This window comes from Serratia sp. GW822-FHT06E05, from assembly GCF_058799445.1.
The window spans coordinates 1,418,687-1,432,294 of record NZ_JBXALM010000001.1; the positions used below are offsets into that span (position 1 = coordinate 1,418,687).

General features: G+C 55.7%; 8 protein-coding genes. 4 read left to right on the forward strand and 4 right to left on the reverse strand.

Translation table 11 applies throughout. The annotated features are described in order from the left end of the window. Position 1: 1 nt before the first annotated feature. Positions 2-1,834: an allophanate hydrolase gene (gene atzF / locus AC1RKC_RS06690; RefSeq protein ID WP_493091799.1), complete on the reverse strand. Its 1,833-nt coding sequence runs from the start codon at positions 1,832-1,834 to the stop codon at positions 2-4. A gap of 321 nt (positions 1,835-2,155) precedes the next feature. After that, positions 2,156-4,042, reverse strand: a complete 1,887-nt coding sequence (locus tag AC1RKC_RS06695; RefSeq protein WP_115059487.1) for a sigma-54-dependent Fis family transcriptional regulator — start codon at positions 4,040-4,042, stop codon at positions 2,156-2,158. Positions 4,043-4,315: 273 nt separating this feature from the next. On the opposite strand from AC1RKC_RS06695, the gene ssuD reads away from it, so the two are divergent. The 4 genes from ssuD (at position 4,316) to AC1RKC_RS06715 (ending at position 10,101) form a co-directional block, all read left to right on the forward strand. Further along, complete coding sequence (ssuD, locus tag AC1RKC_RS06700) at positions 4,316-5,476, forward strand: FMNH2-dependent alkanesulfonate monooxygenase (RefSeq protein ID WP_115059490.1); 1,161 nt, start codon at positions 4,316-4,318, stop codon at positions 5,474-5,476. A 16-nt stretch (positions 5,477-5,492) separates the two neighbouring features. After that, positions 5,493-6,584: a dimethylsulfone monooxygenase SfnG gene (gene sfnG, locus AC1RKC_RS06705; RefSeq protein ID WP_020825836.1), complete on the forward strand. Its 1,092-nt coding sequence runs from the start codon at positions 5,493-5,495 to the stop codon at positions 6,582-6,584. Next, complete coding sequence (locus AC1RKC_RS06710) at positions 6,577-7,971, forward strand: FAD/NAD(P)-binding protein (protein WP_115059492.1); 1,395 nt, start codon at positions 6,577-6,579, stop codon at positions 7,969-7,971. The genes sfnG and AC1RKC_RS06710 overlap by 8 nt, the downstream gene beginning before the upstream one ends. A gap of 483 nt (positions 7,972-8,454) precedes the next feature. Then, positions 8,455-10,101 carry a methyl-accepting chemotaxis protein gene (locus AC1RKC_RS06715; protein ID WP_493091796.1) on the forward strand — a complete coding sequence of 549 codons (1,647 nt, stop codon included), beginning with the start codon at positions 8,455-8,457 and terminating at the stop codon, positions 10,099-10,101. A 104-nt stretch (positions 10,102-10,205) separates the two neighbouring features. On the opposite strand, the gene AC1RKC_RS06720 is transcribed toward AC1RKC_RS06715, so the two are convergent. Further along, a complete protein-coding gene (locus AC1RKC_RS06720; protein ID WP_020825833.1) occupies positions 10,206-10,670 on the reverse strand; it encodes a YehS family protein in 465 nt (154 codons plus the stop codon). Between the two features lie 189 nt (positions 10,671-10,859). Beyond that, positions 10,860-13,427 carry a putative mucin/carbohydrate-binding domain-containing protein gene (locus AC1RKC_RS06725; protein ID WP_493091794.1) on the reverse strand — a complete coding sequence of 856 codons (2,568 nt, stop codon included), beginning with the start codon at positions 13,425-13,427 and terminating at the stop codon, positions 10,860-10,862. Positions 13,428-13,608 lie beyond the last annotated feature (181 nt).

The window sequence follows — 13,608 nt, forward strand, 5'->3', positions numbered from 1 at the left end:
ATCAGGCCCCCTTCTGGCTGGCGATGTAGTGGCGCCAACCGCCAAATTCAGTGATGTCCGTCGCGCCCTCTAGCGCCCAGGGTTCGCAGATAAAGCCTTTCACCCGTCGCCCGTCTGCCAGCAGCAAGGTGCCCATACCCAGCGGCGCCGGGATCTCGGCCACCAACTCGCCGAAACGCGCCAGCGGGATATCCCATAGTTCGACGCTGATGGCGGCCCCCTGAGCGGCTTTGACCAACCCCGGCTTTGGCGGTTGGCTATTGGCGAGGGCGTAGAGGCGATAGCACGGCGCGGTAGTGGTTTGCTCTACGAGAGTTGCCGCGCGTTGCACGAGCTGGAAATTCAGCGGCATATCGCTGAGGTGCGCACCGACCACCGCTACCCGCACGTGCTGGCTGGATGGCGTCAAGAATTGAGCAGCAGGCAACCGGCGACCCGTTGCGCCAAGCGGCAGATCCTGGGCCTGCTGCCAGCGCTGGCCGAGCGCCGCCAACGCACGATCATGCCAGGCGGGTGCAATCAGGGTGATACCGGCAGGCAATCCGTCGTCACGCATCGGCGCAGGCAGCGCCAGTGCGCTCAGATCGGCCAGGTTGGTGAAATTGGTGTAGGTGCCGAACTGCGAGTTAAACAACACCGGCTCTTGCTCCATTTCCGCCAGGGTGCGGATCGTCGGCGAGGTCGGCACCACCAGCGCATCAAAGGGAGCCAGTTGCTGCTCAATCTGCCGCGTCAGTTCGGCACGCAGGTATTCCGCCTTGTAAGCATCGCAGGCGCTGTACTTCAGGCCGTTATTGACGATGCCGCGCACTACCGGATTGATGGCCTGCGGGTTGGCGCTCAGCATCGCTTCGACCGCCACGGTACGCTCCGCCACCCAAGGGCCGTAGTAGAGCTGCTCCGCCAGCACGCGAAACGGCGTAAAATCGAGGGTTTCCAGCGTCACGCCGCTGCTTTTCAACTGCACCAGCGCCCGCTGAAATGCCCGCTCGGCCTGCACATCGCCGAAAAATTCGAGTTGCGCAGGCACCGCGAAACGAGGTGACGCAGGTAAATCCGCCGGGGCGGTGCGGGGGTTAATGCGGGAATAGGCATCGGCTGCGTCATAGCCGCCGGCCAATTCGGCCACCAGCGCTGCGTCCGCCACCGTCAGGGCAAACACCGATACGGTGTCATTCAATCGGCAAGCGGGCACCACGCCACGGTTCGACAACCCGCCTTTGGTCGGTTTCAGGCCGACAATATTGTTGAATCCTGCCGGAACGCGCCCCGAACCTGCGGTGTCGGTGCCCAGAGAAAACGGCGTCAGGCCGCGCGCCACTACCGACGCCGAACCGGAGCTGGAACCGCCGCTGACGTAACGACTATCGAAACTGTTGACCACCGCGCCGTGTGGCGAACGGGTGCCCACCAGCCCGGTCGCAAACTGATCGAGATTGGTTTTACCGATCACGATGGCACCGGCAGCGCACAAATTGGCGACCACGGTGGCATCCGACGCCGCCAGGTAAGCGAACTCCGGGCAGGCCGCGCTGGTCGGCCAGCCGCCGACGTCGATGTTGTCTTTTACCGCAAAGGGGATGCCAAACAGCGGAAGCTGGCTGATATCGCCGGCAAGCGCTTCAAGCCGCTGCGCCAATCTTTGGTACTGCACTTCACGCTGTGCGGCACTGGCAAGATACAGCCAGGCGTTGTCATCCGCCGGCAGGTCGGCGGCCAGTGCAGTCAGGGTAGCGCGCACGCAGGCAATGCGCTCGTCGGCCGGGCGGGTGTGATAGTGGTGTTGCCATTCGCTGAGGGTGAAACCGCGTAGCGTATTAACAGGCTGGGTCATCGGCTGAATTCCATCTAGTACACAAGATGGGATTCAATAGAGCAACCGACGTGCCAATTTTTAATCGTATGATTTCAATAAATTATAATTAAAACTTATGACAATAAAATAATCATCCTGCACCAGCGCTGCACAATCGGCGAGCAAAAAAGGTGCAGTACACTTTCTGTTATTACAGCGCTGGCGGGGCTTTCTGGTATGCACCACGCTCTCGACTCACGCGGCTAAATGCCGCTTTTCGATTGATCACAAACAAGCCGCAGCCCACTTTGATGAATGCATTAGCGCCAAGGGAACAGGGTTGATGACGGAAGTAACCCGTCACTGCCATATCGCCTCGCGAACTTTAATCGCTCGGGGTAACAGCCCCAAAGCGTAAAAACGGTCGGCTATCGCCTGCTGCTGGCGAATGATATTTAAATCCATTCGGCGTGTCTGATGGCTGCGGCGAGCCAGTGCGTGGGTGAGCGAGGGGATACCTTGCCCCAGTTCGGCCGACAACAGCGTTGCCGCTTCGTCGCGATGGGCGTCAATATAGCGCCCGGTTTGTTCCAGCGCCGCCATCAGGCCGTGCAGCAAATCGGAAGAGTGGCCGGCGAAATCGCGGTGAGCAAGATAGAACTGATGGTTGCTCACCCGCCCTACGCCGTTGGCGATAACCCTGAACTGCCCGCTTTGTTCGGCATCGCTCAGCAAGGGATCCCACATCATCCAGGCATCCACCGCATGATGATCGCTGGGGGTCAGCGGGTATTTTGGCGGCGCATAAACCACCCGTACGTCTTCCAGCGTCAATCCGGCTTCATCAAGGATCTGCAACAGCAGATAATGCACATTGGAGCCTTTATTGACCGCAATCCGCTTTCCGCGCAGGTCGGCAAGAGTGCGGATCGGGCTGTCATCGATAACCAGCAACGCCACGCTTTGTGGTGCGGCCGGTTCCCAGGCAACGTACAGCAATGGGCTGTTGCCGGCCTGAGCAAATAAAGGAGGAACCTCGCCGGTGGTGCCAAAATCGATCTCTCGGTTAGTCAGGGCATGCAGCAACTGAGGACCGGCAGGAAACTCGCTCCACAACACGCTCACCCCACTGTCGGCCAGGCGCGCCTCCAGCGACTGACGGGCCTTGAGTATTCCCAGGTTGCCAAACTTCTGATAACCAATACGCAATTCGCGTTCGCGGCTGCGGGTCTCCCGGCCTGATTTTAACGCCGTGCCGCCGACGCTTCTCCTGGCTTTGATTAAGCCAAGATGCCCCAGATGGGTACGCAGCGTATTACGGCTGATGCCCAACAGCGCCGCGGCCTGCAACTGGTTACCCTGGCTCAGTTCAAAAGCATTGCGCACCAGCGAGTCGATCACACGCTGGTAGAGGGGGCCATCGTTACCCACCAACTGCTGGCGAAGGAAGCTGTCCAGCGAAGCATCCCCCTGAGGCGGCAAGCTGGCCATTTCAGCGCTTAGCCTCAGCTGCTGCGGCGTAATCAGCGGCGCTTTGCTGAGCAGCACCGAATTATGCAGGGTGTTTTCCAGCTCGCGGATATTTCCCGGCCACGGGTAATCCATCAGCGTGGCCAGCGCCTCTGCGCTAAGACGCAGCTGAGGGCGCCCCAACCGCCGCGCGTACAGCGTCAGGAAATGCTCAGCCAACAGTGGAATATCCTGCCGCCGCTGGCGCAAGGGAGGCAAAGTGACGGCGGCCACGTTGAGCCGGTAATAAAGATCTTCACGAAAGCGGCGTTCGCGGATGGCATTCGCCAGATCCACATGGGTAGCGGCCACGACGCGGACGTTCACTTTTACCGGCCGATGGGAGCCCACCCGGGTCACTTCCCGTTCTTGCAATACACGCAGCAGCTTTACCTGTAGCGGCAGGCTTAACTCACCGATTTCATCCAGCAGCAAGGTGCCCCCTTCTGCCGCCTCGAACCACCCCTGGTGGCGATCCACTGCCCCGGTGAAAGCACCTTTCTCATGTCCAAACAGTTCCGACTCGGCAAGGCTCTCCGTCAGCGCGCCACAGTTCACCGCCAGAAAGGGGCGATCGCGCCTTAGGCTGTGATGGTGCAGATAGCGGGCCATTAGCTCCTTACCCGTGCCGGTTTCGCCCACGATAAGCACGGTGGCGTCCGTCGGAGCCAGACGATCCAGAACGTTTTGGAAGGCAAGAGAAGCGGGGTCAATTAACCGCGGACCGGAGCTTTGCATCGTCGATACCTTTAAGGGAACAGTACAGAAACAATACCGACAGCGGCCAGACAAGACGAGAGGCTGAACCGCCCCGTTGCTGCAAATGCAACAGCCTGCCATCAGTCACTGCTGCATTTGCAGCAAAACCGTCCACGGCAAAAATCGCTAACTTGTTAATAGATAAGAACAAAAACAACCACTCATTTTGGCATGCTTTCTGCTTGGTTGTTTATAACCAAGCATGGAAATTCTATTGAATAAATTAAGATATCGTTATATAGGAAATGACTAATGAGCGAACGGCAGGCGCAAAACATCAACGTATTCTGGTTCTTACCGACCCACGGCGACGGCCGTTATCTGGGCACGACCGAGGGCGGAAGAGCCGTAGATCTGCCTTATTTGCAACAGGTTGCGCTGGCGGCAGACAACCTTGGCTATTACGGCGTGCTGATCCCAACCGGCAAAAGCTGCGAGGATTCCTGGCTGGTCGCTGCCGCACTCGCCCCCCTCACCAAACGTCTGCGCTATCTGGTCGCCGTGCGCCCTGGGTTGCAGCCCCCGAGCCTTGCCGCGCGGATGGCCGCCACGCTGGATCGCCTTTCGGAGGGACGTCTGTTAATCAACGTGGTGACCGGTGGCGATCCCGTCGAGAACAAAGGCGATGGGATCTTCCTCAGTCACGCCGAGCGCTATCAGGTCACCCGCGAGTTTCTGGAGGTCTATTCTCGCCTGCTGAAAGGCGAAAAGGTCGATTTTCAGGGCGATTATTTGCGGGTTGAAGGCGCTGAAGTGCTGTTCCCGCCGGTACAGGAGAACGGGCCGCCGCTATTTTTTGGCGGCTCGTCAGAGGAAGCGCTGGAGGTAGCGGCGAGCCAGATCGACACCTATCTCACCTGGGGAGAACCGGTTGAGCAGGTGGCGGAGAAAATTGCCGTGGTGCGTCAGCGCGCCCAGGAGCGCGGACGCACGCTGAACTACGGCATTCGCCTGCACGTCATTGTTCGGGAAACGGAAGAGGAAGCCTGGGCTGCCGCCGACAAACTGATTGCCCATTTGGATGATGACACCATCGCCGCCGCACAGAAAATTTTCTCGCGTATGGACTCGACCGGACAGGCCCGCATGAGCGCACTGCACGGCGGCTCGAAGGACAGCTTGCACATCGCTCCCAACTTATGGGCAGGCGTGGGGCTGGTGCGCGGCGGCGCAGGTACCGCACTGGTCGGCAATCCACAACAGGTTGCCGAACGCATCCGTGAATATCAGGCATTGGGGATCACTAATTTTATTTTCTCGGGTTATCCGCACCTGGAAGAGGCTCATCGGTTTGCCGAACTGGTAATGCCGCTGTTGCCGCTGGCGGGCAACGTCGAAAAACGTCAGCGTACGGTTAACACCGGGCCATTTGGAGAAACCATCGGCGGCGATCGTCGTCCGGTGAAAAAGTGAAACTGAGGAGAAAACCATGAGCAATGAACCGATCAAGTTCGCCTACTGGGTCCCTAACGTGTCGGGTGGCCTGGTGATCAGCCAAATCCCTCAGCGCACCAGTTGGGATGCAAACTATAACCGCAAGCTGGCGCAAATTGCCGAGCGCGCCGGGTTTGACTATGCCCTGACGCAGATCCGCTTTACCGCCGGCTATGGCGCGGATAATCAACATGAGTCGGTGACATTTTCACAGGACTTGCTGGGAGCGACGGAGAAGCTCAAGGTCATCGCCGCCCTGTTGCCGGGCCCATGGAATCCAACCCTCGCCGCCAAACAGATTGCCACCATCAGCCATCTGTCCAACGCGCGTATTGCGGTCAATATCGTCAGCGGTTGGTTCCGGGGCGAGTTCAAAGCTATTGGCGAACCCTGGCTGGATCACGAGGAGCGCTATCTGCGTTCGGAAGAGTTCATTCGCTGCCTGCAGGGCATCTGGCAGCAGGACAGCTTCACTTTTGCCGGTGATTTTTACCGCTTCCGCGACTATTCGCTGAAGCCGAAACCGCTGGATCCGCAACCGGAGATTTTCCAGGGAGGTAGTTCAAGAGCCGCGCGGGATATGGCCGCACGAGTGTCCGACTGGTACTTCACCAACGGCAACACCCCGGAAGGTATCCGTCAGCAGGTTGAAGATATCCAGCTAAAAGCCGCCGAAAATCAGCACAAGGTCAAGATCGGCGTCAATGGCTTCGTCATTGCCCGCCAAACGGAGCAGGAAGCGCAAAGCGTACTGCGTGATATCCTGGACAATGCGAATCCGGATGCGGTGAAAGGGTTCCAGTCTGAGGTGAAAAATGCCGGTAGCGCCTCCCCTGAGGGGGAAGGTAACTGGGCGAAATCGACGCTGGAGGATTTGGTGCAATATAACGATGGCTTCAAAACCAACCTGATTGGCACCCCGCAGCAGATAGCGGAGCGGATCGTCGAACTCAAACAAGCCGGCGTGGATCTGATGCTGCTGGGCTTCCTGCATTTTCAGGAAGAGGTGGAGTTCTTTGGCCGCGAAGTGATCCCGCGGGTTCGCGAGCTGGAACGCCAACAGCAACCGGTGTTAAGTCATGGCTGATCGGCAGATTGTCATCATTGGCGGCGGCTTTAGCGGTACCGCGCTGGCTATTCATCTGGCGCGGTTGGGCCAATCCGGCCTGAAGGTGATCGTTATCGAGCCTCGAGCCCAGTTGGCTCAGGGCGTGGCTTATGGCACGGTCGACCCGGCGCATCGCATAAACGTCCCTGCCGCACGTATGCAGCTTTCCGCCGCCGAAGAAGGTGACTTCGACCGCTGGCTGAGGGCGGAGGGAGGCCTCATACAGGATGACAAAGCGCTCTGGACGGATGGCAGCCTTTATCCGCAACGGGGACGGTTCGCCGCCTATATTGTCGACAAGTTGGCCGCTGCGCTGGAAACATCGCCAGTAGAGGTCACCCATGTTCAGGATTATGCCGTGGCGCTGCAAAATGCAGAGGTGCTGACGGCCTCCGGGGATAGATATCGCGCGGATGAGGTGGTGCTGGCCATCAGCCACCCGCCCCCTGACGTACCGAGACAACTACAGCAGGTGCCGCAAGACCATCCAGGCCTTATCGCCAACCCGTGGCGGACAGATGCGTTAATCGAGGTGGAGAAGAGTGCGCGGGTGGCTATCATCGGTTCCGGATTAACCATGTCTGACGTGGTGGCATCGCTTGACCGCCAGGGGCATCGTGGGCCGATCCTGGCATTCTCGCGCCGCGGCCTGCTGCCCCGGCCAAATCTGACCGGTGAGTCGCCGCCTCGCCAGCTTGATTATCGGCGTCCACAGGCCGACAGCGCCCGCGCCTGGCTGCGGCGAGTCCGACAGGAAGTAGCGCTGGCCGCCAAGGAAGGCCTGCCCTGGCAAGGGGTACTGGACGACATACGGCTGAACGGACAGCAGATTTGGCAACGGCTTTCGCTGAAAGAACAGCGGCGCTTTCTACGCCATCTGCGTCCATGGTGGGACGTGCACCGTTACCGCATTGCACCGCAGGTCAGTGAGGTATTGTCCCTGCTACAGCAAAATGGGCGCCTTAAGGTGCTGGCCGCCAGCCTTAAGCAGGTTGAGGTAGACAAAGAAACGCTCATTCTGACGGTGAAGGCACGCGGTAAAGCCGCCACGGAAACTCTGCGGGTGGATAAACTGATTGTCACAACTGGTCCGGCGCACGGTACGTTGCTCAACAGCGATGCGCTGCTGAAGCAGCTCGCAGCGGAAGGGGCTATCCAGCCCGATCCGCTGGCGCTGGGAATTTGGGTCGATGACCACTCGCGAGCGATTGATCGCCAGGGAAAAAGTAACGATCGTCTCTACGTGGCAGGCCCCGCCGCTCGCGGACGCTTCGGTGAACTGATGGGGTTGCCGCAGGTGGCGCAACACGCAGAATCGCTGGCGCAGCAATTGCTCGGCGCTTCGCCAATCCCCCCTGCGAGCTGAAGCCGTTGACAAAGTGCTCTGTTGCTTAATGGTAGGAGCGCTGCATGCTGCGCCCAATAGCATAATCAATGAATTAAATCGGGTCGAATATGTTCGACCCCTACCGGTTTAGCCTTTTCGAGCGTTTGTCAGCAGCCTGAGCCCTGTTTGGGTTTGGCTGCACCGCCATTAAAATAGAAACATGATTAATAATTAACAGGAAAAATAAATACGCTCCGTTACAAAATCTTAAGCTATTTTCCCTTGAGGTATCGCTATTACTTTACTGCCGGGCTTTGGATAATAGGCCTCAGGCCAGTTCATGTTATCTGTATGTTTCAACTAAAAACGAAAAGTTAAAAACAAAGATAATATGGCCCTCAAATCCCGCTCCCAATTAATTACTAAAGTTTTATCGTAATCTGCCGAAAACACACAGCACTTCTCGCGGCAAAATAGTGTTATTTGCCGCACTGGCACCTCACTGAAATCTCAGGTTGTACTATGTTTGAACGATTAAAAATCTCCCACGGGCTAATGGGGATTTTAACCCTATTCTGTATTATTCAGATATTCTCCGGCGCATGGAGCATTCTGGATGCCTCAGGCACCAATAACCGCATTACCCAAATCTCCTCCGGCTTTAATCAAATCATGGCAATGGATAATGCCTACGCTTCCGTTACCGAGATCCGTGAAGACGTGCTGAAAGATGCCTTGATGCTCAGCACGCAGCCACAAAATCACAATGCAAAAAAATCTCTGGGCGAACTTCGCCAGCGCCTCACTAAAGTTGATAAATTGATGGAAGAATTTTATCAACTGTCACTGAATGATCAGGATGAACAAGCGCGGACCAAGAACGTCAAGAATCTGTATGAAAAAGCACGCGGCGACCTGCTTAAATTAATTATCAGCCTGGAAGATGGCGATATCTCTCGCTTCCAAACAATTATGCACAATAGCTCAGCCACGCATTTCATGTCTGTGCTTGATGAGACCTCAGCCTACGTTGCCAACGATATTATTACTCCAGCGGGTATTGCGGCACAGGACAGTTACCATAAAATGGTGCCTTTATCGTTGACGTTTATTTTCATCTTTATTCTGCTCACCGGCGTGGTACTGGTCTGGATCAGAAAATATGTGATCAACAAAATCAATCAGATTATCGACTATCAAGCTGAAATTGCACACGGAAATTTGGCGATAGAAATTAATGCCAGTGGGAATAATGAAATTGGCAAGCTGATGCAAGGCCTCGTCAATATGCGTGATGAGCTGGCGAATACCGTCAGCGCCGTCCGTGCAGGCACGCAAAATATTTATACCGGCGTGCAGGAAATTGCCGTAGGTAACAACGACCTCTCAAGCCGCACGGAAGAACAGGCAAGTTCACTGGAAGAAACGGCGGCCAGCATGGAGCAGCTTTCTGCTACGGTGAAAAACAACGCAGAGAGCGCCGGCGCTGCCACTTCGTTGGTGAAAAGCGCTTCGCAAAGTGCCATCAACGGCGGCGAGATTACTCGCAAAATGGTGGTCACCATGAGCGATATCGCCGACAGCTCACGCAAAATTGGTGATATCACCAGCGTCATTGACGGTATCGCTTTCCAAACCAATATTTTGGCCCTGAATGCGGCAGTGGAAGCGGCGCGTGCAGGTGAACAAGGCCGTGGCTTTGCCGTGGTCGCCGGTGAAGTGCGCAACCTTGCACAGCGCAGCGCTCAGGCAGCCAAAGAAATTAAAACGCTGATTGATACGTCGGTGCTGCGCGTCAGTCAGGGCAACGATCTGGTAGAGAACGTTAACGGGGCTATGACGGAGATTGTTACCGCCATCGGTCAGGTCACTGAAACCATGCAGGAGATCTCAAGCGCCTCAGAAGAGCAGAGCCGTGGGATTGCACAAATCGCGCAGGCCGTTAACGAAATGGATAAGGTGACCCAGCAGAATGCCGCGCTGGTTGAACAATCAGCTTCCGCCGCCAGTGCGCTGGAAGATCAGGCCAATCACTTGAACCAAACCGTCGCCGTTTTCAAACTCGCCACGTCCGCGCCCGCCGCGATTAATGTCCGGCAGCAGGTTATTACCGCAGTGAAAGGACCAGCGGTTGCCGATGACGACGCGGAGAATTGGAGCCGTTTTTGAGACGCTAAATAAGAATTAAGCTCGATTTTGTTTCATATCGCAGAAATAACAACGCCAACAGAATGTTGGCGTTGGGCAGCGGGTTTCATCAATGGTGGCGTAACTTATGCGCCGCGCAGGCGTTGCGCCAAGCCTTTGAGGAAATAACGCAGCATCTGATCGCCGCACGGGCGGAAGTTTTTGGTGCCTTCTTTGCGGAACAGCGCGCTCAGTTCTGGCTTGGAAATGCGGAAATCTACGGCGGTGAAAATCTGATGCATGTCGGTATCTTTCAACTCAAACGCCACGCGCAGCTTTTTCAACACCAGGTTATTGGTGATCGGCAGTTCCACTTCCGGCGCCGGGAACTTGTCGTCCTTGCCGCGTTTGAAAAACACCAGACCGTTCAGGAAGTGAGCCATCACTTCGTCCGGGCACTTCTCGAAACCTGGCTCACCTTCTTTGATGACGTAAGCACCCATTGCCGAGACCGCAACATCGAAATTATCCAGCTTGATAATCTCGACCATTTTCGCGTCGTTAATACTCAGCATGTAGCGCACGCTGCGCAGCACGTCATTGTTGATCATAGAATTGCCTTTAGCTTGTAAACCGGAAGGCGTGCTCGCGTTGTTAAATCAAATAAGTGCCGCACGCCTTGAATATGTGCGGCAGTATAAGGATCAGTGCAGGGTTTCTCAATCGATTTGGCTTTTGGGCTCTTAAACTAAAACAGCGCCGGGCGATCAACCCGGCGCCATTAACCGCCTTGCTACAGGTTATTCAGCCATCCGCTCCAACCCCAGCGGCGTGAGGCAATAGCTCTGCTGCTTCCCCTTTTCAGCCAGCCGGACATGCTGCATCTCGTTGGTGATAATCAGGCGGTTATCCGGTTCCTCATGCCGCAGTTGAATCACCTCGCCGCCGTAGCCGGAAATTGGCAACACGACCGAACGAGCCTGTTGCTCTTGGTTACCCACCACCTCATCGCTATACAGTACGTTTCCTTCCGCATCCGTGTAGCTAACGGCCGCATAAACATCCGTGAAGTAATGATGTGCAATCCCTGCCCCAATCGACAGGGTGAAAGTTTTCTTCACCAAATCGACCGTACCGGTCAGGAACTGACGATCGCCAATGCCTTTGCCGGCAATGGTAAAGGCATTGCCCAGGTGATCTCCCGGCCGGGTATTGTGAGCCGGAATGCAGTCCTGATAGCTTGCCGATAACTGCTCGCGCTGCGGGCTGTCGAAGGTATTGATCGCCAGATAGATATCGTCTTTAAACTCACTGAACGGCGCTAAATAGGCCTGACGGTATTCACGCAGACGCTGTACCGCTGCCTCAAGACGCACCAACAGAGCTGCCTGCGGATCTCCCGACAAGGTTTCGTTCTTCAATCCGTATTGGGTGATCGTCAATACGTTGGTTTTATTTTTATTATCAATGATATCCGGAGAGGCCGGTGCCACCCGTACGCGTCCCGGTTCCACATGATAGATTTCAATTTTGTCGCCGACGGCAAGAGGCAACTCATCATGGCTCAGGCTCGCGGCGGTACCCTGGATATCCTTGCTGAAGATCACCGCATCTTGTGCATTGCGCAGGGTGATTTTGGCATAGGTCTCTCCGGGGAAGTAAGAGTGCGGTTCCTTGCTGGTTACGTCTATCACCACTTTTCCCCGCCCCTGATCGGCCACAACCGTGGCGAAAACGGCATCACTCAGCCCCAACAGATTAATTTCTTGCGTAGCGATCGGCGACGCAACTTTTTTAACCAAGCCGAGCTTCAGCGCGTTATCGCCCTGTTTCAGCACCAGGTAACCCTGGGCCAACTGATACTTCCGGTCTTTGCCGGTAGGCAGTCGCAGGGTATAAACGCCAATCGGCAGCTCTTTCAGCACCAGGGTTGAGCTGTCGATCCGCATTTTGCGAACGTAACGGGCCCCGTCCAGCAGGATCAGATCTTCGCCGTAAATCTGGGTGAAATCGTCAATGTCAAAGCTCAGGGTAACGTTGCCTTTCAGGCCGGTAGCCTTCAACTGGGCGGAATCCACCAGACGCAGGGTGGAGTCCAGCTTCAACTGCGTTTTCACCGCATCGAGATCCTGCGCGGCAACCAATTGATAGAGAGGATAAACCGCTTTCGCATGGCTAAAGACATTACGCTTCTGCTGGGCCGGTGTGACGTAGCCGCCGACCAGTTGGATAAATGGCGTAACGTCAATCTGCTCGCCGGAGACCGCAAAGCTTTCGCTGAGCATATCCAGCAGCGCATGTTCGGAAGGAACAAAGCCTGGGGTGTTGCAACGTTTACGGTATTGCTGATTAAAGTGGGTGAAGGCATTTTTGCCCGCCTTATCCACCATCAGAACCGCAAAGTAGAGTTTCGAGCGCAGGTCCCATTGATTAAGCGGAGTAGCTTTGGCGATAAAATCAACAATAACCTTCTCCACGCCGGCCATATCGCCATGCGCATACAACCAGCCTTCTTGATATTTGCGCGCCCCCAGCATCACGTCCTGATAACAGGCAGCATAGATATTGTTCCACATCTCACCGGTGGCGAAGTATTTATCGCCCATAAAATGGCCCTGATAACCATGGGCAATTTCATGCAGGCTTCCCCAGTTATTGTCTTTCGGGGTTAGCCAGAAACTGCTGACCGAATTACTGGTTTCCGCCGTCCAACGACCACCGTAATAAGCAGCGCCGGCGCCATTTTTATCGGCCTTAATAAAGTAGCGGTTTTTAATATTAAGATCCGAAGCATTCTCAGCCTCGAATGACACCCCCGCCAGCGCATTATAAAAAGTGAAAATGCGATCGTAATAGGCGATCAGGCCGTCGATGTTTTTAGCTTCGCCCAGCGCCTTCAGCTCTTTTTTGCTGATTTTTGGCACCAGCAGCGCCGCGTAGTCGGACTCGACAAGTGCAAACTCCGCATCCTGATTATCCCAGCGGGCGAAGAACGCCGTTTCGTTTTCGCCTTTACGGTAGACCGGCAAGATTTTCGACGTGTCCGGGTACTCAACCTCCACAACGGGCGCCCCAGCCGCGTATGGCGTGTCGATAAACGGCACGGATACGCCCTTCACGCTGGCCTCAACCCAGCTGCTGCCGATAGTGAATTCGGCCTCGGTTTTGCTGTCGTCGTTCAGCAAACGCAGCTTCAGCTTGCCGCTAAAGGCCGCATTGGTCTGGCGAACGCGCACCACTTGGCCGGCGGCGAGAATAATCCCCAGATGTTGACGATCGTGGTCAATCCCTTTGCTCATGCCCGCAGCATCTAACCAAACGGGTCGCGTCAAAGTATAAAGTGATTTTGATTTAGTGATAGTTGGCATCCTGCATTCCTCAAGGTTATTTTGTCCTCTAACAGACCTGGATAAAATAATTAAGAATGCACTTACGCACTAATCGATAGCGATTACTGAAGTACCACACAACACATAGAACAGCGATGGGGATAAACACCATAAAAATAACAAGGCGCAACGGTGACATTGCGCCTTAATCATAATTACC